Below are 23,871 nucleotides of genomic sequence, written 5' to 3'. Positions count from 1 at the left end.
TTTGGTCTTAAGGAGACACTATGGAGCACGATGAGCCGCGCCAAAATCTCGCTGTCAGTGCCTACCGCGAGCTGAAGCACGACATTATTCGCGGCCGCTATGCGCCTGCAGAAAAACTATTAATGAGCCGCCTCAAGGAGTATTACGGCGTTAGTACCGGCCCACTTCGGGAAGCACTTTCGCAATTAGTCGCCGACCGCTTGGTGGTAGCTATTAGCCAGCGAGGCTACCGCGTTGCGCCCATGTCGCTTGCCGAGCTCAACGATATTTACGACGCCCGAGCTCAGCTGGAAGGGCTAATCTTGCGCTTGGCCATTGAGCGTGGCGACGACGACTGGGAAGCCAATGTGCTAGCTACCGCACACCGCCTTGCGAAAGTGACCGACATTAGCTCTCCTGATGAGCTTCTTGATGGTTGGGACCTGCGCCATAAGGCGTTTCATACAGCCATTGCCAGCGGTTGTAACTCCCCACATTTACTACAAATGCGTGACACGCTATTTGACCAAGTAGAGCGTTACCGCCACCTTTGGCTACAAGAAACAGTGATGTCCCCCCAAGCTTTAGATATCAAGCGCCAAGAACATGCGGCATTAGTTGAAGTCATTTTGGCAAGGGACACCGCCCAAGCGGCTAACTTAATGCGTGATCACCTGATGACCCCAGTGCCGATTATTACCCGTGTTTTAACAGCAAGAGGTATCAACTAAATTCTTCGTTCCAAAAAAATGTAGATATTTTAAAAAAACGACGATACATTGGTTTAAGCAACGCCACCCTGCTCATTTATCGCCGCAGACGCTGTGGGCGTCTTTAAGAGCGAACCAAGGAGTTCATGCCATGACACGCTTTAACTGGGACGACCCACTGCTGCTAGAACATCAGCTAACTGACGAAGAGCGCCAAATTCGCGACGCTGCTCACGACTACTGCCAGGAAAACTTGCAGCCTCGTGTGCTTAGCGCCTTCCGTGAAGAGCGCTTTGACCGCCAGATTATGAGTGAGATGGGGGAGCTAGGCCTACTTGGAGCTACTGTTGCACCCGAGTATGGCGGTTCGGGAGTCAACCATGTGGCCTATGGCTTGATCGCTCGGGAAGTCGAGCGGGTAGACTCCGGCTACCGCTCAGCGATGAGTGTGCAATCCTCCCTGGTTATGTACCCCATTGAGGCCTATGGCTCAGAAGAGCAGAAGCATAAATATTTGCCTAAGCTTGCCAGTGGTGAAATGGTCGGTTGCTTTGGCTTAACCGAGCCGGATCACGGTTCTGATCCCGGTTCAATGATTACTCGGGCAGAGAAAGTCGATGGCGGCTACCGGTTAACCGGCGCAAAAATGTGGATCACTAATAGCCCAATTGCCGATATCGCAGTGGTATGGGCCAAGTCTGCTGCCCACGGCAACCAGATCAAGGGCTTTATTGTTGAACGCGGAACCGAAGGTTTCACCACGCCGAAGATTGAGGGCAAGGTGTCGCTCCGCGCCTCTATCACCGGTGAAATCGTACTCGACAACGCCTACGTACCTGAAGAGAACCTGCTACCCAACGTGAGCGGTTTAAAAGGCCCCTTCGGCTGTTTAAACAAAGCCCGCTATGGTATCGCCTGGGGTGTCATGGGCACTGCAGAGTTCTGCTGGCACGCGGCCCGCCAATATACGCTGGACCGTAAGCAGTTTGGCCGCCCGCTGGCAGCTAACCAACTGATCCAGAAAAAACTCGCTGATATGCAAACTGAAATAACCCTGGGTCTACAAGCCGCCCTGCAAGTGGGCCGCCTGATGGATAGCGGTAACTGGGCTCCTGAAATGATCTCGCTGATAAAGCGCAATAACTGTGGCAAAGCGCTGGATATTGCGCGTGTTGCCAGGGATATGCACGGTGGAAACGGTGTCTCCGACGAGTACGGCGTGATCCGTCATATGGTTAACCTTGAGTCAGTAAATACCTATGAAGGCACCCACGACGTGCATGCATTGATTCTTGGCCGTGCCCAAACTGGCATTCAAGCGTTCTTTTAAGCGGCCTGCTAAGCCCCTAGCCACCAAGCGTTGAATCTACCTATTTCAAGACTGATCGAGTGAGGCCGTTGATGAGCATAGTAACCAAGCCACTGGCAGGCATTAAAGTACTCGATATTTCACGCGTACTGGCTGGCCCGTGGTGCGGACAGATGCTCGCAGATATGGGGGCTGATGTGGTCAAGGTAGAGCGCCCCATCAGTGGAGACGACACTCGCCACTGGGGGCCACCGTGGCTCTCTGGCAGTTCAGAGTCAGCTTATTATTTGTGTGCCAACCGCGGCAAGCGCTCGCTCACGGTAGATATGGCCAAGCCTGAAGGCCAAACGCTGATTAAGCAGCTTGCCGCCACCTCGGATGTGCTACTTGAGAACTTCAAGGTGGGTGGCCTGAAAAAGTACGGCTTGGACTATTCTAGTCTTAAGGCACTGAACCCTCGGCTTATCTACTGCTCGATCACTGGCTTTGGCCAGGAAAGTCCTTACGCACACCGTGCTGGCTACGATTTTATGATTCAGGCAATGGGCGGCATTATGAGCCTGACCGGCAAGCCTGATCATGAACTCGGCGGTGGCCCCGTCAAAAGCGGCGTTGCCTTTACCGATATTTTCACCGGCCTCTATGCCGCCAATGCAGTGCTGGCAGCACTTTACCAGCGCCGCGACACCGACATCGGCTGCCATATTGATATGTCGCTGATGGACGTGCAGGTGGGCGTACTGGCAAACCAAGCGCTCAACTACTTAACTTCCGGTCAAGTACCCCAGCGGCTGGGGAATGCGCATCCCAATATTGTGCCCTATCAAGCGTTTGCCACGGCAGATGGTCATATGATTGTTGCGGTCGGCAATGACGAACAGTTTAAGCGTTTCTGCCACGTGATCGACCAGTCAAGCCTGCCGTTAGACGCACGGTTTGCCACCAACGGCGCACGTGTGCAACACCGAGAAATACTGGTTCCGTTGTTGGAAGCCGTATTATTGACACAAAATACCGATGCATGGCTGGCAGACTTTGAAGCCGCCGGTGTACCCAGCGGGCCAATTAATACCCTGGACCGTGTCTTTGATGATCCCCATGTGAAAGCCCGCGGTCTAAAGCAAACCCTACCCCACAGCCAAGCAGGTCATGTCGACTTAGTGGCTAACCCTATCCGCATCAACGGTGAGTCCATCAGCGCTCAGACAGCTCCCCCTTCTCTAGGTGAACACACTCAGCAGATCCTCGATGAACTTGGCATTACCAGCGAACAGCGCCAAGCGCTAAAAAAGGCAGGCATCATTTAACGCAGGACAACGCCTCATCGTGCAAGGTGCGATATAACACTTCCCAGACATCATTGCGTTGCTATACATGTGTTAACGTTTTTTGCGCACTATGCTGAGGTAGTATTCACCATACGAAGGAGTTGAGCCATGAGCAATGCCGAGCTAAACGAACTAAAGCAGAAGTACGTCGCAGCAGGTGCTGCAAGCCCCGCTACAGCCTTTGCGGATCGTGCCGAAAACGCTGAGATCTGGGACGCTGACGGTAACCGCTTTATCGACTTCGCAGGCGGCATTGGCGTACTAAACATTGGTCACCGCCACCCCAAAGTGGTAGCTGCCGTTAAAGCCCAGCTTGATAAGGTAATGCATACCTGCCAGACGGTAATGCCTTATGAGGGCTATGTAAAAGTGGCTGAAAAACTCAGCCATATTGTACCGGTGCGTGGCCATGCCAAAGTAATGCTGGCTAACTCCGGCGCAGAAGCGCTGGAAAACGCAGTCAAAATTGCCCGTGCTGCCACCGGTCGCTCTAACGTCATCTGCTTTGACGGCGGCTATCACGGTCGCACTTTCTACACGATGGCGATGAACGGCAAAGTTGCTCCGTATCAAACCGATTTCGGCCCGATGCCTGGCACAGTATTCCGTGCGCCCTACCCTGTGCCCTATCACGGCGTTAGTGAAGATGAAGCCATTCGTGGCTTAAAAATGACGTTAAAAACCGACGCCAACCCTAAAGATACCGCAGCTATCATTCTGGAGCCGGTATTGGGTGAAGGCGGTTTCTACCCAGCGCCCACAAGCTTCCTGAAGAAGATCCGCGAGATTTGTGATGAGCACGGAATGCTGATGATCGTCGACGAAGTGCAGTCTGGCTTTGGACGTACCGGAAAGATGTTCGCCATTGAGCATAGCGGCGTAGAGCCAGACATGATGACCATGGCGAAAAGTATGGCTGACGGCATGCCAATCTCTGCGATTGTCGGCACTGATAAGGTCATGGACGCCTCAGGCCCCAACTCTCTTGGCGGTACCTACACCGGCAGCCCCACTGCCTGTGCCGCAGCACTCGCGGTGATGGAAGTGTTCGAAGAAGAGAACATTCTTGCGAAAAGCCAAGCGTTGGGTGAAAAGTTAGCGGCTCGTTTTGGTGAGTGGCAGAACAAGTTTGAATGTATTGATCATGTGCGCAACATGGGCGCTATGGCGGCATTTGAGCTGGTCTCGAACAAAACGGATCGCACGCCGAATCCAGAGCTTGCCGCTGCGCTGTGCAAGAAAGCCCGTGAAGAAGGGTTGATCCTGCTTTCTTGCGGCATGTACGGCAACACCATCCGTTTCCTGATGCCGGTCACGATTGAAGACAGCGTGCTCAATGAAGGGCTGGATATTATCGAATCTTGCCTGGAATCGCTGATATAAGCATTATTCACGACCAGACAAAACGCCGCCCAACTATTGGGTATTGGGGGTCAGCTCAAAGCTGGGCGGCGTTTTTTTTAACGTGGACGCCGGTCACCCTCAAGGAAGTTAGCCGTAAAGACGGCTTTGCCGTGAGTCTCAAACGACCACTTCATTACATCGCTTAAGGCTGCCATCACTGCATCGAACTCCCCAAACACCTGGGTACTCATTCGGTTAGGGTGTACCTCCAATCCTGTAGCTTCCAAACGTTTTACCACCTCTTTAACCACTGGCTTAAAATCATCGGCCAACGGGTAATAGCTGAGCTGTACGGAAAGATACATCCTGCCTCCTTAGGCTATTTATGCGCGCTTAATGGCTCCCTGTTCAAAACGCTGCCACGCCGCTAGTATTGCGGTTCGCGTTTCATCTGGATGCTCCATAGGGAACATGTGGGTGCCGGGGACCTCGCTAATGGCCAAGCCGCGACGTTGGAGCCGCTTAACCCGTGTGGGGGTGAGTAAGTGTGACTCCCTTCCTGCCACCAATTGAAGCGGCACACCTACTCGGCGTGGCAGCCCAGAAAGGTGATCCGGCAAATGGCGAAAAATCTCCACCTCGACACTCGGGTCGAAGGTTAGCTCAGCGCTACCGTCGTCTAACAAGCGCGAGCCTGCTTCAATGTAGTCGTTTAATGCCTCTGGGGTAAAGCGCCGAAATAGCCCACGGCGGCGCAACGAGTTAGCCATTGCTTCGCGGCTTGGCCACACACTGCGCCGCCCCTGGGTTTTACCAGCAGGCGTGATGCGATCCATAAAGCCAAACCGCTTGGCCGCTTTCATCACCCAGGCATCCGGCCCCAGCATTAACGGCGGGTCGAGCATAATCACCCCGCAAAAGCGCTCTGGCTGCTTGTCTGCCGCCATGGCCATCAAAGTGCCACCAAGCGAGTGACCAACACCCAATAGTGGCGCACCAGTATCAGGTAAGTAGCTCAGTAGCTCATCGACTAAATTGCCCCAGTTATGATTTACCGGGTAGTCAGGGTGGTGCCCCAAGCGATCCAGCGGGTGGAGATCAAAGGTGTCCGCTAGTGGATCCAGCAAGGTGCGGTAGCTTAAGCCAGGAAAGCCATTCGCATGGGCGAACACTAAGCGAGGGCGTTGGGCAACATGGGCAGGCATGGTTTGGCTCGCAGAGTAATAAGATAGAAGAGCAGCGCTGGCGCAGCATCAGCGCTATCGGTTGTTTGGACAAACTATCATACATCTGTTTTAACGTGCGCCTGACAAACCGTCAATCGACATAAGTATTAACAGGCTAATTAAAACAGCGAGAGTTGCTGAACGGTGGTTTCTTCTGCCAAACGATAGCCAACACCTAGTAGCCGCACAGGCCTTGCTCCTCGCGACCAGCCAACGTTAAGTAGCGTTTCAAATTGCTCAAGATTAGGCGCTGGGTCAGCGTGCTCCACAGTGGTTTGAGTAAAGTCATTGAATTTCACTTTCACCATTAGCCCACGCACAGCGGGCGCTGGGTCTAGCCTGGAATAGCGCTGCTCTAGGTCACTAATTAATTCGGGCAGCTCTCGGCAACAAGCCTCCAGGGTAGGCAGGTCTTTAGAGTAGGTTTGCTCGGTGCTAATCGACTTACGCTCGCGGTGGGTTTTCACCGGTCGCTCGTCACGCCCATGGCTAAGCTCAAACAGCCGATGGCCGAAGCGGCCAAACTGCTCTACCAGCTCGGTGAGTGGGCGAGCGCGCAAATCCGCGCCGGTATGGATACCCAGCCCTGCCAGTTTTTCAGCGGTGCGCGGCCCTACTCCGTGGATTTTCTTTACCGGCAGCTGCTGCACAAAACTATCAATCTCATCGGGGGTGATAACAAACAGGCCATCGGGCTTGCGCCAATCGCTGGCAATTTTGGCGAGAAATTTGTTAGGTGCGACTCCCGCCGAGACAGTGATGCCGATTTCACTTTTCACACGCTGGCGAATCGCCTCGGCCATACGGGTAGCGCTACCGTGGTACAGAGTGACAGCGGAAACGTCTAAAAAGGCTTCATCAAGTGAGAGCGGTTCAATTAGCTCGGTTACATCTCGATAAATCGCAAAGACTTGACGCGCCACTGCCTTGTATTTGGCCATATCACCGCGAATGACTGTCAGGTGCGGGCAGCGCTTCAGTGCTTGGCCCATGGGCATCGCCGAATGAATGCCAAACTCACGAGCCGGATAGTTACAGGTAGCGACCACCCCGCGCTGCTCCACACTGCCGCCGATGGCAATAGGGATATCCCGCAGCGCTGGGTTATCTCGCATCTCCACCGAGGCGTAAAAACAGTCACAGTCGCAGTGAATGATCTTGCGCACTGGCCACCTTTACTAACTGTAAAAAACCACAGTTTATCACAGCATCAGGTGCCGCAGAATGTTCTTAACACCTGTTCACTCTGGGTGGCGGGTGCCGCCAGGCGGCGTGCGTCAACGGAGTCATCAAATGGTTTGGTGACGACCGCTAGTAGTGTATGGAAAGGACCAAAATCGCCCTCGTAAGCCGCATCAATAACTTCTTGAATTCGGTGGTTACGGGGAATAATCACTGGGTTAGCACGGCGCATGTCGGCCAAGCGCTGGCTATCTTGGCTGGCAGCTTGTACTGCTTGCCACTCATCTAGCCATACCGTCAACTGGTTGGGCTGAGTCGTCAGCGCTAGCAGTGCCTTCTTGTGCTGCTCACTTGAGGTTTCCGCATAATGGGTCAATGCATCAAAGGTACCGGTCATATCCATGCGTCCTTGATGCATCTGATTTTCCAACCCTTCCATCAGTGACACAGCGTGGTCGCTTTCTGGTGAGAGGCCCAGTTTATCCGCATGCAGGCGGCGCTGTTCAGCATCAAACAGTGGCTCAAAGCGGCGAATGATCTCGGTAGCCTGCTCTACCACGGTATCGCCCTCTTCGCGCATCAGTGGCAGAAGTGTTTCGGCAAAGCGTGCCAGATTCCATTGGGCAATGGCAGGCTGGTTATCAAAGGCATAGCGTTTGCCTTGATCAATCGAGCTATAGACCTTTTGCGGGTCAAACTGCTCCATAAAGGCACAGGGGCCGTAATCAATGGTTTCCCCTGCAATACTGCAGTTGTCGGTATTCATCACGCCATGAATAAAACCAAGGCTCATCCAGCGAGCCACCAACACAACTTGCCGAGCTAACACTGCTTCTAACAGCGCCAAATAAGGATCTTCGGCACTAGCAGCTTCGGGGTAGTGACGGGCAATCACATGGTCGGCGAGGGCTTTTAGTGCCTGCTCATCCCGACGTGCAGCAGCAAATTGGAACGTACCCACACGAATATGACTGCTGGTCACGCGGGTAAATACTGCGCCCGGCTCGGGTAGTTGGCGTACCACCCGCTCACCACTGGTGACGGCAGCCAGGGCACGCGTGGTGGGAACACCCATTGCAGCCATAAATTCGCTGACCAAATACTCTCGCAACACAGGGCCTAAGGGCGAGCGACCATCGCCGCCACGGGAAAATGGCGTACGGCCGCTGCCTTTGAGTTGCACATCACGACGTACACCGTGCTGGTCGATGACCTCCCCCAACAGCAGCGCACGGCCATCACCTAGTTGCGGCACAAAGTTGCCAAACTGATGCCCAGCGTAGCCCAGCGCACGTGGTTCCGCGCCTGGCGGCAACTGGTTGCCACTAAACCATTGGGCAAGGGTGGCATCATCAGGTTTAACCTGCATGCCTAGCATTTCTGCCAAGCGCTCATTAAATACAATCAGCGCTGGGTGATTCACGGGTGTTGGTTGGCAGGCAACCCAGAGCGGCTCGGGCAGCGAGGCGAAGCGGTGTTCAAAGGTCAGCATAATCGCTCCAAGGCGTGGCTATTTCCGACTATTCTAGTCAGGTTAACCTGTTGTCGATACCAGCGTAGACGAAAAGCGCAGTACCTTTAACGCATGTTCTAGCACGGGTGTAATAGGGGCACGCCACTGGTGAGTTAACAACGTATCGGCGCGGGTCACACCCAGTGAAAGCGAAGCAACTGGCAAGCCCATGGCGTGGGCATCGCGACAGAAGCGGTAACCGGAATAGACCATCAATGATGTGCCCACCGCCAGTACCGCGTTGGCATTTTCAAGTCCAGCCTGAGCAGCTAGGCGCCGAGCAGGTGGCACCACATCGCCATAATAGACAACCTGGGGTTTTAAAATCCCTCGACAGCGCGGGCAATCCAGTACTTTAAAGGTCGAGAAATCGGTCTCTAAATCCGCATCACCATCTGGCGCATGGCGGGCATCCAAGGTTGTAAAATAGGGGTTCATGGTGGCCATTTCGCTGTGCATGGCATGACGCATCATTTGATAACCGCACGACAGACACGCCACGATGTCTGCTCGACCATGCAGATCCACTACCTTTCTCGACCCCGCCCGCTGGTGTAGGCGATCCACATTTTGGGTCACCAATAGCTCTATATGCCCCATAGACTCAAGCGCTGCCAACGCCCGGTGGGCACCGCTCACCTGGGCTTCACGCATTGCTTTAAAACCGACCAGTGCTCGCGCCCAGTAACGCTGGCGCACCGCTATTGATGCCATAAAATCGCCATGCTGGACCGGCGGCGGCCGCTTCCACTGCCCATCTGCGTCGCGGTAGTCAGGAATACCGCTATCGGTACTCACTCCCGCCCCGGTAATCACCCACAGTTTGGGGTGGCGCTCTATAAAATCCGCCAGCGCTTCACCCATCTGCGCAATGCTATTCATCATTTCCACGGCCTGCGTCAATGGATCACCCTAGGCAACATTACGACAAGTAAACGATACTGTATGACAATCAAGGGACATGCAATGTGCCCTCATTATTCAACGTAAGGAGAATCTCATGCAGTGGGATCACGAGATTATTATTGTCGGCGGCGGCATGGTGGGTGCCGCCCTGGCTGCTAGGCTAGGCCATGCGGGCATCTCTGTTGGGTTAGTGGAGCGCGGCCACGCCCCTACCCCACCCAGTGGCGATTATGATCTGCGTATCTCCTCGCTCAATGCCCGCTCGCTGGCGTTTGTGAAAGCGAGTGGCACCATGCTGCCGGAAGAGCGCTGCTGCCCGTTTCGTCATATCGATGTAGCGAATCAGGATGGCTCTGGTCACTCGCTGTTCTCTGCCCAAGACAGTGGCATGGAAGACTTTGGTATTTTTATTGAAAATCGCACGCTGCAATATGCGCTGTGGCAGCGCCTGGAGAATTTGCCCAGCATTACCTGTTACACCCAGTGCGTACCGCTAAGCACCATGGCGACCAGCACCGCCCGTATGCTGGAGCTGGATAACGGCCAAACCTTAAGCGCCCGATTAATTGTTGGCGCGGACGGCGCACGTTCAACACTCAGAGAGCTAGCGGGGATCAGCACCAGCAGCTACGACTACCATCAGCGGGCGTTGATTATCAATGTAGAGACCGAGCTTCCCCAACAAGATGTAAGCTGGCAATGCTTCACCCCTACAGGCCCGATTGCCATGCTACCGTTACCAGGCCAGCGCGCATCACTCGTGTGGTACGACGGTGATGAAGCGTCTAAAGCACGCGAGCAACTCTCCGACGACGCCCTTCAGATGGCAATAGAAACCGCCTTTCCCAAACGCCTAGGCAAGCTAACTCGCATTGTGGCCCGGGGCAGTTTTCCAATTAAACGCCAGCATGCCAAACGCTATATCAGCAAGCGCTTGGCGCTAATTGGCGATGCCGCCCATGTGGTGCATCCCCTAGCAGGGCAAGGGCTTAATATCGGTCTTCATGATGCCGACACCCTGGCCGAGATCATTATTCAGGGCCGCGACCCCGGCGACTACCTCAACCTACTGCGTTTTGAGTGCCAGCGCCGCGCGGCCAATCAGGCGATGATCGCCGCCACCGACAGTTTTCATCACCTGTTTACCGGTGCCAAACCGCTGCGCCAGCTAGGCGATTTAAGCCTGCAGCTCGCTGAGCGCTTCCCGTTCGCCAAACGCATGATGATGCAGCAAGCTAATGGGCTGAATCCGTTCAAAATGTTTTAGGATTAATTAATGCATTCAGAAACAACTGATTTGGCAGCGTTGGAACGGTTTTTCGAGAAGCTGGCTCTGCTGCCCAAACCGCCACCCCCTATCCCCAATCTATTTTCCGTTGCAGGGCCTGGGCAGAATGAGAATCGCCTATCGAACTTAATGGCCTTCTTTATGGGCGGTTATCCCGGTGCGCCCCACTGGTTAGCCAAAGCCCTGCTGCATGCACTCGTACGTAGAGGTCAATTCGATCACGAACATCTACAGCAAATCGACTGGGAAACGGTTACTACTGAGCGGGAAGCAGGCAGTTGGAATGCTGAGAGCGAAACGACCAAGCGCCTTGATCTAGTGGTTTCAGGAAATGACTTCGTTTTGGGCATTGAGCATAAAGTTTGGGCTTCGGCGGAGAATAATCCGTTTGATGCCTATAACGATTTGCTGAACAGCTACGGGGTTAAAGCCTACAAATGCATTCTATGCCCAGACGACGCAAAGCAAAGCGTTCTTGCTCCCGCCAATAGCGCAGGCTGGCCGACACTATCCTATGCAGCACTATTGGTCTCGGCCTATGAACTGTACGGGCAAGATGCAGCACTATCTAGCCAGACAAAATGGCAAATTTTCTATCAAGAGTTGTTGCAGCACCTCTCCTCTATCGCCCATCCAACAGAAGAAAAGACAATGACGAAAGATGAGCTGTTATTTTCGTTAAAACATTTCAATGACTTGCACGAAGCATCTCAGCGTTTAGAGCAATTCGAACAAGAGTTGATGGTGGAAGGGAAAAGCTCTATCGCTGCTGAGTTAGGCATAGACATCAACGAGCTCACTACTAATAAGAAGCCGGAAAATTGGAAACAAGCAAGAGTGTGGCGTTTCATTCCCCGTGCTTGGAGTAAGAGTCATGGTGGAGCCTCTCAAGTTTGCCTTATTTATTACCCTTCATCAGAGTCAGAAGGCGATGAAAGCATTGGTTTCGAGGTTCGGGCATATTTGGAAAGTCAGGAAAGCAATGACCCTTGGCTGAAAGAGACCGAACAGGCATTTCTGAACATAACGCCTGTCGCTAAGCAGCCGGGCTGCAGTTGGTACAGAGATGGCGGAGACAACGATACTTGGTATGAAGTCAAAGGACGCTGGTTGGCTTTGAGTGTTTGGCCCAGAGAGTACACCAAGCTTGGTGCCATGAAAGCGCTGGGTGATTTAGCCAAATGGGTGAATGAATACGCTTTCGAGCCAGAAACCAATAAAACTGACTAATGAGGTTGATGCGGACGCGGTTCCGCACTAGTGCCAATTTATCAGGGTGGTTCAAAGCCGCATATTACGCACGGTGACTATGCCGTGAAAATTGCTAGCTACTGGTTTTCCTCAAGCACTTGATACGCTAAACGGTGCGACTTGAAAGCGTTTAAAATGCGCTAGGGTCGGCTACGCTGAGAGGGTGGCCACTGCCGGTGGCCAAAACAATCACAATAAATCCTCGTTAAAGGCAACCCAATGGCATCTATACGACAAACGCTCTTCACGGCAACACTCTGTTCCGGCCTTGGCCTCCTTCTGGCCTCTCCCCTCTGGGCCTGGGATGGCGTCGTCGAGAAACAGACTTTCGAAATGGACAGCTTCACTACCCAGGGCGGTGAGACGATCCCCAATGTCACGGTGGGTTGGGAAGCCTACGGCGAGCTCAATGACGCCCGCGATAATGTCATTCTGATTACCCACTTCTTCTCTGGCACCAGCCATGCGGCAGGCCGCTATGAGGCAGATGGGCAGCCGACCGGCTACTGGGATGCCATCATTGGCCCCGGCAAACCACTGGATACCGATGAGTACTACATCATCTCCTCGGATACGCTGGTTAACCTGAATGCCAATGACCCCAATGTCACCACCACCGGGCCCGCCTCCATCAACCCCGATACCGGCGAGCTATGGGGCATGGATTTCCCGGTCGTCACCATCCGCGATTTTGTCGAGGTACAGCGCGAGCTACTGGAAAGCCAAGGTATTGAATCGCTGCATGCGGTGATGGGTGCCTCAATGGGCGCGCTACAGGCCATTGAGTGGGCAAGCGCCTACCCTGAACGAGTAGAACGGCTAATCTCCGTGATTGGCGGCGGCGTTGCCGACCCCTGGTTGTTGGCCACGCTAAGCTCATGGGCGGCCCCGATTCGCGTAGACGCTCACTGGAACGAGGGTAACTACTACGACAGCGAACCACCTACCGCAGGGCTGAAAGAGGCTCTGAAACTGGTTACGCTCAATGCCAATCACTGGCAGTGGGCCAATGAAACCTTCAACCGCGATTGGGCCGACGAAGCACACAACCCCGCCCAGGATATCAACGCCCGCTACGCCATTGAGAAAACGCTGGATGATATCGCCGCTGCACGTGCGGAGCTTTCTGATGCTAACCACCTGCTATATCTGGTGCGTGCCAACCAAACCTTTTTAGCGGGTTATGGCGACTCTTTAGAGGAAGGGCTTGCCGCCATCGATGCCCCCACGCTGATGCTCTACAGCGAAAACGACCTTGTCTTCGCCCCCGAAGGCGTGCGCCACACAGCGGAGCTAATTGAAGCAGGTGGCAGTGAGGTAACGATTAAACCCCTGGAAGGCAACCGCGGGCATTTAGACGGCATTGTCACTATTGACCAAGCCAGCGAAACGCTAAGAGAGTTTTTGAAGTAACGTTTGGAATCCTGTTGAAATAACGAAGTAAGCGCTGGCTTTATAAAGCCAGCGTTAAGACTATTTTGGGTGCGCTAGGCAGCAACGAGTTTCTTTACCTTAAGCTCTTTACGATGCTGTTCGGCATGCCAGAGTTCGTATTGGGACTGCTGGTTCAGCCAGCTTTCCGCAGAGGTATCAAATGCAATAGAAAGCCGAACAGCCATTTCAAGGCTAATACCCACCTTGCCTTCAGCACGGCACTGAGCGTTTTGCGGCTTACACCCAGCGCTTCGGCAGCAGCTGTCACAGTAAGGCCTAGAGGCTCCAAACAAAGCTCGCGTAATACTTCACCAGGATGGGGAGGGTTGTAGCGGTACCTCAGTAGTAATCTTCGTAATTCACTATCTAGGCATCAGTATGGTACACATCAAAAAGAGTCGAGAAACTTGCTATGCCAGTTCAGAAAAGTGGCCCGCTTTATCCAGTGTGTATTCACCAAAATCCTGCGCCAAATAAAGCGAACCCGAATAGACACTCTGGGCCTCTTGGCGAATCTCCTCAATGGAAGGCAATGCATGGGGGCTGAGCTGGTAACGGGGGCTAAAGTGCGTCAGCACTAGATTGGGTAGTTGTACCGATTCGGCAAACGCGGCGACAAGCTTGGCGTAGCTATGCCCTACATCACCGGCCTTTTGGGCCATCTCTTCGGTGTAGGTGGCTTCATGCACCAGTACCTGTGCCCCCGCGCAAGCATCTAACAACAATTCAGGCTGGTCATTGTCCCCAGCGATCACCACTTTCCTTGGCTTATGTTTGAAGATCAGGTAGTCATGGCTTTTTAAAAGCTCACCCTCAAAATCAACATCAAACCCTTGCTTCAACTGCCCCCACAACGGTCCTCTCGGAATCCCCTTTTGCGCTAACTTATCCACGTCCAAGGCAGCGTCGACCTTTGTCTCCGTAAACCCATAAGCATAGGACGGCGCCCGGTGTGAAAGCCTGAAGGTGGTAACCGCGATGCTTTCAAACTCAACGCTGGGCAGCTCGTCTGAGTCGATAAACTCCAGGGCGAAGGGCAAGCATAGCTGTGTGGCCTCACAGGTAGCCTCCAACCATGCCTTGATACCTGCTGGCGCCACAATGGTCAGCGGTGTTTTCCGGCCACCCATTCCCGCACTCGCCAGTATGCCCGGCAGCCCATAGCAATGGTCGCCGTGCACATGGGTAATAAAGATGGCTTTCAGCGAATGAAACGACAACTTCGTGTTCAAGACCTGATGCTGGGTACCCTCACCACAATCGATCAGGTACCAGCCCTTCCCCTTGCTCTCGCGCAAAGCGACTCCGGAGACGTTTCTGCTTTTGGTGGGTACACCGGCGGAGGTGCCTAGGAAGAGTAAGTTCATCTTTTTCTGTGCTCTCGCTTAGAGACCAAAGCGGTGGATTGCCAGCTAGCTAAATTTAAACGTTAGTGCGTATACGATGATGATTAGGCGTACATTTATGCAATTGAGGCCTAACTACGTCCGACAAAATGTCATTTGTTATGTGTTAGCTCACCATATGTCGCGTCTAAAGCAAACTTATATCTTCTTAATGAAAGACCGAACGAATATGTCCGTTGCTTGATTGCCTTTGCAGACCAGCACGCCAGCACTACCTTGGCTATGTATAATTGCCACGCCGCTGCAACCTTTAAAGTGCTTGTACTCTGCAAAATATAATTTTAAAAAACACTTGACGAAATTGCATCTCAAAGACCACCTCAAACTGTCTTTTAAACGTCGATAAATTCAGAAAAATCATCTTCTTTTTCTATTTTTCGAGGTTCTTTAAGCAAAGGTAATTTCCGTTCCGCCGGCATGTACTGTTCTATAGATGTGCCAAGAATATACTTTATGGCCTTGTCAATATTTTCATAAGCTCCTGAAGAATCAGAAATACCACTTGTGATCGCTGCAGCAATCACAAGTGCACCAACAATTTTATTCCAAGAGGGACGCTCGCTAGCAAACTCGATTTTGGCTTTGTACAAATACTCTATCAATTGCTTTTTATCTTCAGCCGACAGAGGCGAGTTATCCTCTATCTCACTTATTGCAGTTTCAATAAATATGATTATTTTTTCCTCGTCAAGATTGGAAGGTTTAAAAACATCGCTATCACGACTCCAACGCTTGATATAAGAACTCTCTGACATTGCAACAAGATTATTCAGCCGCCCAAGAGATACTATAAGCTTCTGAATTGGTATTACTTCTTCAGAAAACAACTTACGCCTCCTAAAAAGGTTAGCTAAATAAGGAAGTTGCAGAAGTAGACCACTTAAAACCTCACTAGGCACGCTTAGCTTTTGTTTATTTGAAGCAATTCTCAAAGCAACCTCAATTCCAGTTATAGATTCAACTATATTTGAATCATTGAGCAACTTCCTTACGCGCTCATAAAGCAGTTTATCTACCGGCCTTAAAAACTCCTCGAACTCATGTATCTTTGTCTCAAACGCCTTAAGGTGCTCTGAGGTCGCAATATAGCTCTCCCATTTTGCTACCTTCCGCATACCGAAAGTTAGAATCTCATCTTCTCTAGCAGCAAATTCAGTAAAAAAATTTTCTGCCAGATCAATCTCACTCCTAAACTTCCTCAATTCATGATAATCCACTTGATTTCTCCTGAAAAATTTAGTAAAGAATATATGTAGCTTACATACTCCCAATGAGCGTGACAGCAGAACCAATGAGGTTATGGCTCTAGCAATTTCGACTCTACCCCACTGATTCAATTGGAAGAAAATCCAATTTTGACAGTATATCCGAAATTCATGTGCCTCCGCATTTTGCCAACTCCAATAATACTTCCGGGCAATGAGCATGAGGTAGATGAGGGTATTTCAACGGTTATGCAGTGTGCTCGGTTTTATAAATAAAGCGTGACCAATATGAACAAGGTTAGAGCTAATTGAGTAGACATTGTCGGGGGCGTGGAGAGCTGTTAGATAACCAACAAGCCATATCAGCGGCACGAGCTTTTCTAAGATTTATAACGTGTCAACGCAATACCGCAAGCGATCAGGCCAGAAGAAACAAACCGCCATACGCCGAAACCCTCTTTCAAAATAATGCTAGAAATCAGTGCGGCGAACAGCACGCTGGTTTCTCTGAGGGCCGAAACCATGCCAAGTGGGGCATAGGCCATGGCCCAGATAACGATCCAATACGCACCAACCTGCATCCCGCCGCCAACAACGGCGGGAGCCAAATTGCTGGATATAACTCTTTTTATCTCCTTGGCTTTCCATGTCAGTGCAATAGCAAACGTCAGTAAGCCGTTACCGAGGGTCAATAAAACCGCAAAGCCGAGTACCGAGCCAGCTTGTCGTGCCCCCAGACCGCCCACCAGAGTGTAGGAAGCAATAAAAGCACCCGTACCTAGAGCAAGAAGGATAGCGCGGGGATTTCTGGTAATACCGGTGCTTGTATCGAGCGCTAGCGACATCACACCTACCCCGAGAAACAGCACACCAAGTAACGGGAGAAACCCCAACATTTCGCCAGCGAATGCGGCTGCGCCAAGTGTAACGAGTAATGGCGCCGATCCACGCGCAATGGGGTATACCTGACCAAAATCACCGTAGTGGTAAGCCATTGGCAGGCAAAAGTGATAGGCGGTATGAATCAAAATGGCTAGGCCAAGAAGCGGCCAACTGGCAGGGTCAGGGAGCGCCACGAAAGGCAAGGCGAGTGCAGAAACGAGACTGCCCAACAGGGTGATCACCGCCATGACGGCGATCCTGTCGCCACTCACTTTAACGATCGCATTCCAGCAGGCGTTAAAGATGGCAGCGAGCAGTACGATCATTGTGATTTCTGTGCTCATGTCATCGTGTCCTTGAGCGGTCAGAATACAACGTTAAGAAAAGCTAGTTTCCCAGGGTAGTTCAAATCCTTATGTCCGCACGCTCTGCTACTGCCACCCTCACGCTAACCCCACGCTCACCAGCTCCCCACCAAACCACTGCTGCTTTAATCCGCGCTGTTTTTCCAGTAGCACTAAATATGGGCGTAATGGATGGTGGTCCGGTAGCGTGACATGGCGTTGGCGCAAGCGGCGTTGGAAAGGCAGCTGTTCGGCGGGCATGTGTAATGGCGTGACGTGCTGGGTTAGCCATTCGATGTTAGGTAGCAGTAGATGCGTGGCACCACTGTCTAGGGCTAGGGTCACTCCTTTGGGGTCAAAATCACCTGCATAAAGGTGTGGTCGATTGGTTTTTCGCCAAGCCTTTTCCAGCTGCGCAAAGCCGCCACCATAGTGGCTGTCGCCGCGGTAAACCACCAGTGGGTTGGCGTAACCGCTCAGTGCATCTATCTCTGGTGAAAATACGTAGAAGCTGTCCAAGTTTTCTACCTGGACTAACGCCCCAAACGCGGCCAGCTTTAAGCTGGTTATATCAACGTCTCGAATGCTACGTGACTCTGGCGCAAGCCACGTGGAGGGCTGTTGCGGAAGGTTGATCAACAGCCGCTTTGCACGGGGGCCCTCGCGGATGCTTTTATCCTCCTCAAGCCCCTCTATTGCTTGGGCGGCGCTACTTAAACCGCTTAACGAGTGCCCAAGCGGTGCCAAACGGTCACTTTCCAACATGCTATTAATTTGCGCCAATAGGTTGGCGTCAAAGCGCAGCGTTTGGTTGGAAATCCACGTGGTCAGATCGATATCCTTCTGGTGGCACCAAGCCACTACATCCTCTACCCACTTGCTGCGCGGCTTTTCTACCAAGGGCTGGCGGTTAAGCTCTCGCACAACACCATTAAGCCCGGCCCGGGCACGGCCCGATAACGTCATACCGCTACCGCCAGCGCTACGTCGTGAATTAGCCGTAAATCGTTGAAGGTGCTGGCTTTGGTTTCCTGTTGGTGCAAGTGGAACGCCTGCTGCTCTCTGCGCGGCAGGCCTTGGTACTCAGCAATTACCTGAAACAGCCAAATCTCTCCAGGCCACTCCAAGTGGCTCTCCTTCAGGTAGGCCAGCGCGCTAACCGGCTCGGTTTGGGGCTGATCCAACACCGCAAGGTAGAAACGTTCGACATCTAGCTTAAGCGCTTGCTGGCGAGCAGCGGCGAGATTGTCTTCCGGTGTGAGTGTAGGTACTGCCGACTCAACAGTTTGCGCTGCATGGCGCGGAATCGGTAACTCATGTAGTAACTCTGCCAACACTCGGCTTTCCAGCACTCGATCTAGTGCTGGGGAGGCCGCTGCGCTTAATGGCGCTGCGTGGTTGAACAAATTTGGCACCTCGCTGCGCTTGGCATAGTTGCCGGGCACAAAGCCTGGGTGTTCGCGCATAAACGCCACCATGCCACTGATCAAACGACTGCGCGCCTGCTGCTTGCGAAAACGCGCCATAAGTTCAATCAGCCGCCTCTGAACTTCCCTCAGGCTGGTGTAGTGGTGGCTTAATCGATGCTGTAACTGGCTGATAAGTAGTTTACGCAGGCTGCCATCACTACCCACCAGCTCAATGAGCTCGTCGAAGTCGATCAACGCCAAGCCATCCAGTAGCCGGACAATCTGCTTCTGGGCGCGGTCGTTTTCGCGAATTTTATCGTTCAACTGGCTGACAAAGCCGAAATCACTATTCAACCGCTGCCAGAGGCTATCGATGGCATCAGCGAAGCGGCCATTCAGGTCATCAACTTCCTGGCGCAGGCGCAACAGTTGCTGCTCCTGTCGCCAGTGCTCACCACGGCTGCGAGCCTCCCGGTAGCTATCCACCAACGAGCGTACCAGCTCCAGGGTTTCCGCCACGTCGGCATTTACATGGCGGCGAGTTTCATCGGCGAGCATTTCCGCAATCAGATCGCGCACCTTGGGAGCCAGTTTCACCCCACTCTGCTCGTCAGGCCGCCATAGCACCCGAGCGGCTAACAACTTACGCAGCGCGCCATCGCTTAAACCTTCTAAGGGTACGTCGTCCCGGGTGTAACCCTGCATCAGACGTTCGGCATGCTTGCCCAACAGCGCCAGCCGTTCAGCACCGGTTTTCAGCAGGCGACTTTCCAGCTCGTTCACAGCAGCGCCTCCTGGGTGCCCTCTTCGCGCTCCGCATCAATCGGCAGATTTTCTTCATCGCGGATAAAGCGCACCACCTCAATCAAGTAGTCGATTTTACCGGTGACTACAAATACTTGGCGTTCGGTATGAGGCTGAAGCAAGTAACCATGCTCTTTTAAACGCTTAAACAGCTGCTTGACCTGAGCATCTAGTTGGTCACTCTGAGAGCCAAAGAAGCTATCCGTTGCCAGCCGCTCCAAGCGTTCGCGCAGGCTTTGGTTATCTTCACACTTAGCGCTGAACTCGGCGGGTTTGAGCACATCGCCAGGGGCCGCTAAGGTATCGCGACCTAACGCTTCCTGAACCAGTTGCAACCACTCCAGCAACGGCAGCAGGCTGTTGACTGTCTCACCCAACTGGCGTGAAAGTTGGTCTCGAGCAGCTTCGTTAAGCTGCCGCCAAGCCAAGAAGTAAACGCTACCTTCATCATTACTGGCCAGCCGACGGTTGAGCGGGCGCAGGTAGCTGTCGATGGCTTCACGAGTCTCTTCGTTTGTTAAATGGCGGAAGGCATTTTCATCGCTTACGGCGCAGATAAACTCTCCTGCCAGCAGGCGTTCCAGTAGCGGGCCATGTTCAATCATGCGCTAACCTCCTGCTGACGCTCTTTGATCCGCTGCGCGATGGGGCTAAGGCGTGGCTCAATACGTTTTAGCTGGCGCTGGTTGTTGCCTGCGCCCCGCTCAATCAGGTAGCGATTGGCGAATAATAGCAGTACATCCGACTCCGGATTGGGGAAGGCTCCGACGATATGAATGCGGTTACTATCACAGGCGTCGAACAACTTCTCGACGTTGTGGTAGGCCAATGTACCGATTTCATCGATAGGCCAGTGAATGGCGATTTGTGCATCACCCCGCAGCAGCCGCGTAAACGCCAGCAGAAACTTACATAAAATCAGGTAAGCCATGCCGTGGCTGGAAGACTCCAGCAATTGGCGGTCATTCTTGATCACCAAATCCGTGCCGCCTTCGTTTAAGTGCAGCTCTAACCGCAGTAGGCTTTCAAAGCTGTACTGTTGGTCACTGCGCAGCAAATCGACAACATCTGCCAGGGCGTTGAGATAATCATCGCTGGGCAGCGCCTGTCCAGATTCCCGCCACGCTTTATAACGCTGAGCGAACAGTTTCAGCGGCTCCCAGAACCCTAGCTCGTCGATGGTGGACTGAATGCGTACTTCCGCCTTGCTGATGCCCTCTAATCGTAGGTCATCAGCCACCTCATCGGAAAGACGACGGCTCTGGGCACTAATGCGCCGATTAAGATCACGAAAAACGATAAAGAACTTATCCAGGTCATCGCTTAAATTGCGCCCTTCCTGAATCAGTTGCTGCTGTTGATCTTCCAGCAGTTTTAGCATGCCACGTAGCAGTGGCAATAGCAGTCGTGGGCTATCGTTTGGCAGCTTTTCACGCTCGCTTTGCAGGGCATCAGCAAAGCCGCTACTGGCATCTTTAATTAGCTGGCTTTCCACCTCCAGGCAACCCCGTCGCAGCTGTTCTAGCTGCTGATGACGGCTCGCCAACGCCTGACGGGCACGCTCAATACGCTCATCCATATCACCAACAGAGGCTTCTACAGAAGCATTTTCTGCCACAAGCTCCAGGCTTTCTAGCTGTGTCAGTAGCGGTGTGAGCGCCTCCAAGCTACCGTGGGCATGGCTGCGTTGAGTTTTTAACTCATTAACTGCGCGTTGATACGCCTCTCTTGCAGCGTGAAAGTCATTTTTCAAACGGGCTTTGTCACGCTTGAGTTGTTGATCCTGCTGCTCCAGCTCTGCTTCCTGGGCGACTAGCTGCGGCTTATGCTGCCCCCATTCCACACGCATAAAGCGTTGGTACTCGGTGAGTTCTTCCTGGCGAGCAGCTGTTTTACGGATGCGATCGCTCTGCTGCTCTAAACGTGCTTTGGTGGATTTTAACTGCGCGGGGTCAACACCCTGCTCGGCAAGCTCCTGACTAAAGGCCGCTTCCAGTTCGCTACGTTGGCGCTGGTGTTCAGCATTGGCATCGTTGAGCTGCTGCTTATACTGGCGCAGCTGTGCATCAAGACCATCCAGCTGGCTTTGGGCGTCGGCTTTTAGCTCCAGCAGCTGACCTTGGTGGGTCTCGGCAAGAGCAGCAAGCGCCTGCTGTTTTTCTTCACGCAGTTCAGCTTGTGCCTGCTCCTGGCGAGCCAACGCGGCTTGGTAATCCGCCCGCCGCTGCTGCTGGCGTTTGGCATGGCGCTCTTGCTGCTGGCGGCGAGCCTCAAGGGCATACTCCACTTCCTGTTCAGCGCGTTGATGGGCCATGCGTGCTTGGTCTTGAGCCTCATCAGCCTGCTGCACCCGTTCGTTATGCTGCTTCAGGGCTTTTTCTGCAGCAAGGCACTCAGACTGGGCACGCTGCTTGGCGCTGTCGGCATCTTCAATGGCAGCTAGCAGGCTGGCTTCGTCTTGGGCGTAATCAGGTAGGGCAATCGCACTTAGATCTAACGCCAGGCCGAACAGATCCTCGCTTGCCCCTTCAGCTAACTGAGGTGCAAGGTCTCGCCGCTCAAGCAGCTCTGGCGCGATCACCTTGCCAAGTTGCTGCTCCCAACCAGGGCGGTGGTAACGCAGGAAATGGCGCAAACTCCCCTGCTCAGGATCACGCTGCTGATAGAGCGCAAAGCAGTGCTGCTCGGTACGCTCACGCTGCTGGCGGCACTGCACCAACTGCTGCTCGGCAGACGCCCGCTCCCGTTTGTGGCTTTCAAGCTCGCGGCGCAGTGCTTCGAGGGTTGCTGCCGCTGCGCTGCGCTCCTGCTGCGACTGATCTAATCGCGCCTGGGTCAGCTCAGCCTCTTGGAGCTCTTCAGCGGTTTGGCTGGGCATGGCCAGCTGCGCTTTTAGCTCGGCCAGTTGCTCTACGCCTAGCTCTAACTGAGCCTGATACTCCCCTTCAAGGCGTTGACGCTCTTGCTGATAGCGCTCATTGTGCTGCTGCTCAGCCTGCCACTGTTGCTCTCGGCGCTCGGCTTTTTCCTCGGTCAGAGCATCAATCAGCGCCTGCGTTTCCTGAGTCTGCCGAGCTAACACTTCCGAAAGCTCCCGTAGCCTGCCATCCAAACGTGCTTGGCTCTCTTTCACCGCCTCCTGCATTACTTGCAGGTGCTGCTGGAGCTGGTCACGCTGTTCACGCCACTGGGGCAGCGCGTTAATATCCCGCTCCAAGCCGGGCATGTCAGCATCGGCGTAGTGCTCAAACTGCGTTTGCAGGTCGTTCAAACGGCGCTGGGTATGCTGTAGGTCGCTAGTCAATTCACTATGGCGGTCGTTCAGCTCGTCCCGCTGTTGGGTATAATCACTTTCACGCTGCTGGAACTCACGCTGGTGGCGGTTTAGTTCACCATCCAGATCCGCGATGCGCTGCTCAACCTTCTGGTGGTCGGCGCTTAGCTGCGGCTTGAGCTGCCAGAGAGTGGTCTCAAGCTGAGCCAGCTCGCGGTCGATGCCGCCAAGCTTAGTTAGAGATGCTTGTAGTGGCTCCAAGCGCATCGACTGACGCATCTGGGCAATCCACTCCCGCGCTTTGGCACTGCGAATCCGCGTGACAGGTAGCTCGACGCCATCTTCTTCAAAAATCGCCGCAAGCATGGTTTTGAGGGTGTCCATCTTGCCCTCTTTGGCATGCACAGCGGAGACAAGCTTTTCGATATGACGAATACGCCGCTCAGGGTTTACTAAGCTAAATTGCGCTGCGATCTGGCGCAGTTTTAGGCCGTCGCGGCTATTACCATGGAGCTGGGTAAAATCGTTTTGGATCACCGAGCGAAACTCTGAAGTGGCACCCAATTTGGATGAAACGGGCACCCCACTACGGCGCAGCCCGCTAGACCACTGCGCATACTCCAATGCCAAAGGACCTTGTTCGGTCTCGATCAGATAATCTTCTGGCCGGTAAGGTGCACCAACAAACCGATACTCCACACCACCTTCTGCTTTGCGCGTTAGCACAGCTTGACAGATGTTGCCCGCCTCGCGGCGATATTCGTATATCAGGTAACTATTGCGTGTCGGCAAATAGAACGCATCAAACTTCATGCGGGTTTTTGGAACTACTTTATTAGGCAGTTCGCCGTAAAACACTGGCACCAAGCGTTGGAGCGTGGTTTTTCCCGAGGCGTTGGTGCCACAAATATTGGTGTGACCATCCACACTTAACTCGACCACTCCCGTTAAGTGGCCGTGAATCATAACGATGCGTAGCAGATGCGCCATGCCGTGTCCTTTCGATGACTATTTCAATGGCTATCTAAATGGCTATTTCAATAACGAGCCGGATCGGTTTGCTGATCGCTGAAAGTG

Annotated in this window: 20 protein-coding genes; 7 read left to right on the top strand and 13 right to left on the bottom strand. The window is 53.2% G+C overall.

Translation table 11 applies throughout. The features are described from left to right. Nucleotides 1–20 precede the first annotated feature (20 nt). The 4 genes from csiR (at nucleotide 21) to gabT (ending at nucleotide 4,709) form a co-directional block, all read left to right on the top strand. Complete coding sequence (gene csiR, locus CPA45_RS04395; protein WP_096650415.1) at nucleotides 21–710, top strand: DNA-binding transcriptional regulator CsiR; 690 nt, start codon at nucleotides 21–23, stop codon at nucleotides 708–710. Between the two features lie 130 nt (nucleotides 711–840). After that, nucleotides 841–2,019, top strand: a complete 1,179-nt coding sequence (locus CPA45_RS04390) for an acyl-CoA dehydrogenase (protein WP_096650414.1) — start codon at nucleotides 841–843, stop codon at nucleotides 2,017–2,019. Between the two features lie 71 nt (nucleotides 2,020–2,090). After that, the gene (locus CPA45_RS04385; protein WP_096650413.1) at nucleotides 2,091–3,305 is read left to right on the top strand and encodes a CaiB/BaiF CoA transferase family protein; all 1,215 of its coding nucleotides are present in this window, start codon (nucleotides 2,091–2,093) and stop codon (nucleotides 3,303–3,305) included. Nucleotides 3,306–3,434: 129 nt separating this feature from the next. Further along, entirely contained in the window at nucleotides 3,435–4,709 is a 1,275-nt protein-coding gene (gene gabT / locus CPA45_RS04380) for a 4-aminobutyrate--2-oxoglutarate transaminase (RefSeq protein WP_096650412.1), read from the top strand. Between the two features lie 77 nt (nucleotides 4,710–4,786). Here the strand turns inward: gabT and CPA45_RS04375 are convergent, their stop codons facing one another. The 5 genes from CPA45_RS04375 to CPA45_RS04355 all read right to left on the bottom strand — a co-directional run bounded on the left by CPA45_RS04375 (nucleotide 4,787) and on the right by CPA45_RS04355 (nucleotide 9,476). Further along, complete coding sequence (locus CPA45_RS04375; RefSeq protein WP_038481590.1) at nucleotides 4,787–5,035, bottom strand: YkoF family thiamine/hydroxymethylpyrimidine-binding protein; 249 nt, start codon at nucleotides 5,033–5,035, stop codon at nucleotides 4,787–4,789. A gap of 18 nt (nucleotides 5,036–5,053) precedes the next feature. Then, nucleotides 5,054–5,875, bottom strand: a complete 822-nt coding sequence (locus CPA45_RS04370; protein WP_096650411.1) for an alpha/beta fold hydrolase — start codon at nucleotides 5,873–5,875, stop codon at nucleotides 5,054–5,056. 140 nt (nucleotides 5,876–6,015) lie between these two features. Then, nucleotides 6,016–7,062 carry a DNA polymerase IV gene (gene dinB / locus CPA45_RS04365; RefSeq protein ID WP_096650410.1) on the bottom strand — a complete coding sequence of 349 codons (1,047 nt, stop codon included), beginning with the start codon at nucleotides 7,060–7,062 and terminating at the stop codon, nucleotides 6,016–6,018. Nucleotides 7,063–7,106: 44 nt separating this feature from the next. Next, a complete protein-coding gene (locus CPA45_RS04360; protein ID WP_096650409.1) occupies nucleotides 7,107–8,570 on the bottom strand; it encodes a protein adenylyltransferase SelO in 1,464 nt (487 codons plus the stop codon). 42 nt (nucleotides 8,571–8,612) lie between these two features. Beyond that, on the bottom strand, nucleotides 8,613–9,476 hold the full coding sequence (locus CPA45_RS04355; RefSeq protein WP_096650596.1) for an NAD-dependent protein deacetylase: 864 nt from the start codon (nucleotides 9,474–9,476) through the stop codon (nucleotides 8,613–8,615). A gap of 115 nt (nucleotides 9,477–9,591) precedes the next feature. On the opposite strand from CPA45_RS04355, the gene CPA45_RS04350 reads away from it, so the two are divergent. The 3 genes from CPA45_RS04350 (at nucleotide 9,592) to CPA45_RS04340 (ending at nucleotide 13,449) form a co-directional block, all read left to right on the top strand. Further along, complete coding sequence (locus CPA45_RS04350) at nucleotides 9,592–10,764, top strand: UbiH/UbiF/VisC/COQ6 family ubiquinone biosynthesis hydroxylase (protein WP_096650408.1); 1,173 nt, start codon at nucleotides 9,592–9,594, stop codon at nucleotides 10,762–10,764. Between the two features lie 9 nt (nucleotides 10,765–10,773). Further along, on the top strand, nucleotides 10,774–12,015 hold the full coding sequence (locus CPA45_RS04345; protein ID WP_096650407.1) for a PD-(D/E)XK nuclease family protein: 1,242 nt from the start codon (nucleotides 10,774–10,776) through the stop codon (nucleotides 12,013–12,015). A gap of 240 nt (nucleotides 12,016–12,255) precedes the next feature. Next, nucleotides 12,256–13,449, top strand: coding sequence for an E22 family MetX-like putative esterase (locus CPA45_RS04340; RefSeq protein WP_096650406.1), 1,194 nt, complete (start codon nucleotides 12,256–12,258; stop codon nucleotides 13,447–13,449). A gap of 154 nt (nucleotides 13,450–13,603) precedes the next feature. Here CPA45_RS04340 and CPA45_RS23255 read toward each other — a convergent pair whose 3' ends face one another. The 8 genes from CPA45_RS23255 to CPA45_RS04300 form a co-directional block, all read right to left on the bottom strand. Next, entirely contained in the window at nucleotides 13,604–13,759 is a 156-nt protein-coding gene (locus CPA45_RS23255; RefSeq protein ID WP_422822001.1) for a hypothetical protein, read from the bottom strand. A 121-nt stretch (nucleotides 13,760–13,880) separates the two neighbouring features. Next, entirely contained in the window at nucleotides 13,881–14,837 is a 957-nt protein-coding gene (locus CPA45_RS04330; RefSeq protein ID WP_096650405.1) for a ribonuclease Z, read from the bottom strand. 371 nt (nucleotides 14,838–15,208) lie between these two features. Beyond that, complete coding sequence (locus CPA45_RS04325) at nucleotides 15,209–16,093, bottom strand: hypothetical protein (protein WP_096650404.1); 885 nt, start codon at nucleotides 16,091–16,093, stop codon at nucleotides 15,209–15,211. Nucleotides 16,094–16,461: 368 nt separating this feature from the next. Next, entirely contained in the window at nucleotides 16,462–17,307 is an 846-nt protein-coding gene (locus CPA45_RS04320) for an EamA family transporter (protein WP_096650403.1), read from the bottom strand. A gap of 99 nt (nucleotides 17,308–17,406) precedes the next feature. Further along, on the bottom strand, nucleotides 17,407–18,273 hold the full coding sequence (locus tag CPA45_RS04315) for a DUF7281 domain-containing protein (RefSeq protein WP_096650402.1): 867 nt from the start codon (nucleotides 18,271–18,273) through the stop codon (nucleotides 17,407–17,409). After that, on the bottom strand, nucleotides 18,270–19,499 hold the full coding sequence (locus tag CPA45_RS04310) for a hypothetical protein (RefSeq protein WP_096650401.1): 1,230 nt from the start codon (nucleotides 19,497–19,499) through the stop codon (nucleotides 18,270–18,272). Before CPA45_RS04310 ends, CPA45_RS04315 begins: the two co-directional genes overlap by 4 nt. After that, complete coding sequence (locus CPA45_RS04305) at nucleotides 19,496–20,125, bottom strand: condensin complex protein MksE (protein ID WP_078088594.1); 630 nt, start codon at nucleotides 20,123–20,125, stop codon at nucleotides 19,496–19,498. Before CPA45_RS04305 ends, CPA45_RS04310 begins: the two co-directional genes overlap by 4 nt. Then, entirely contained in the window at nucleotides 20,122–23,784 is a 3,663-nt protein-coding gene (locus tag CPA45_RS04300; protein WP_096650400.1) for an ATP-binding protein, read from the bottom strand. Before CPA45_RS04300 ends, CPA45_RS04305 begins: the two co-directional genes overlap by 4 nt. Between the last annotated feature and the right edge of the window lie 87 nt (nucleotides 23,785–23,871).

The organism is Vreelandella nigrificans, assembly GCF_002374315.1.
GTDB lineage: Bacteria > Pseudomonadota > Gammaproteobacteria > Pseudomonadales > Halomonadaceae > Vreelandella > Vreelandella nigrificans.
Note: the sequence above shows the minus strand (reverse complement) of the source record. Positions and strands in the feature narration are given on the sequence as shown.

What these genes read in the sequence shown, in the direction of transcription:
- csiR (WP_096650415.1), top strand. Translation starts at nt 21, where the DNA reads ATGGAGCACGATGAGCCGCGCCAAAATCTCGCTGTCAGTGCCTACCGC.
- CPA45_RS04390 (WP_096650414.1), top strand. Translation starts at nt 841, where the DNA reads ATGACACGCTTTAACTGGGACGACCCACTGCTGCTAGAACATCAGCTA.
- CPA45_RS04385 (WP_096650413.1), top strand. Translation starts at nt 2,091, where the DNA reads ATGAGCATAGTAACCAAGCCACTGGCAGGCATTAAAGTACTCGATATT.
- gabT (WP_096650412.1), top strand. Translation starts at nt 3,435, where the DNA reads ATGAGCAATGCCGAGCTAAACGAACTAAAGCAGAAGTACGTCGCAGCA.
- CPA45_RS04375 (WP_038481590.1), bottom strand. Translation starts at nt 5,035, where the DNA reads ATGTATCTTTCCGTACAGCTCAGCTATTACCCGTTGGCCGATGATTTT.
- CPA45_RS04370 (WP_096650411.1), bottom strand. Translation starts at nt 5,875, where the DNA reads ATGCCTGCCCATGTTGCCCAACGCCCTCGCTTAGTGTTCGCCCATGCG.
- CPA45_RS04360 (WP_096650409.1), bottom strand. Translation starts at nt 8,570, where the DNA reads ATGCTGACCTTTGAACACCGCTTCGCCTCGCTGCCCGAGCCGCTCTGG.
- CPA45_RS04355 (WP_096650596.1), bottom strand. Translation starts at nt 9,476, where the DNA reads ATGATGAATAGCATTGCGCAGATGGGTGAAGCGCTGGCGGATTTTATA.
- CPA45_RS04350 (WP_096650408.1), top strand. Translation starts at nt 9,592, where the DNA reads ATGCAGTGGGATCACGAGATTATTATTGTCGGCGGCGGCATGGTGGGT.
- CPA45_RS04345 (WP_096650407.1), top strand. Translation starts at nt 10,774, where the DNA reads ATGCATTCAGAAACAACTGATTTGGCAGCGTTGGAACGGTTTTTCGAG.
- CPA45_RS04340 (WP_096650406.1), top strand. Translation starts at nt 12,256, where the DNA reads ATGGCATCTATACGACAAACGCTCTTCACGGCAACACTCTGTTCCGGC.
- CPA45_RS04330 (WP_096650405.1), bottom strand. Translation starts at nt 14,837, where the DNA reads ATGAACTTACTCTTCCTAGGCACCTCCGCCGGTGTACCCACCAAAAGC.
- CPA45_RS04320 (WP_096650403.1), bottom strand. Translation starts at nt 17,307, where the DNA reads ATGAGCACAGAAATCACAATGATCGTACTGCTCGCTGCCATCTTTAAC.
- CPA45_RS04315 (WP_096650402.1), bottom strand. Translation starts at nt 18,273, where the DNA reads ATGACGTTATCGGGCCGTGCCCGGGCCGGGCTTAATGGTGTTGTGCGA.
- CPA45_RS04305 (WP_078088594.1), bottom strand. Translation starts at nt 20,125, where the DNA reads ATGATTGAACATGGCCCGCTACTGGAACGCCTGCTGGCAGGAGAGTTT.
- CPA45_RS04300 (WP_096650400.1), bottom strand. Translation starts at nt 23,784, where the DNA reads ATGGCGCATCTGCTACGCATCGTTATGATTCACGGCCACTTAACGGGA.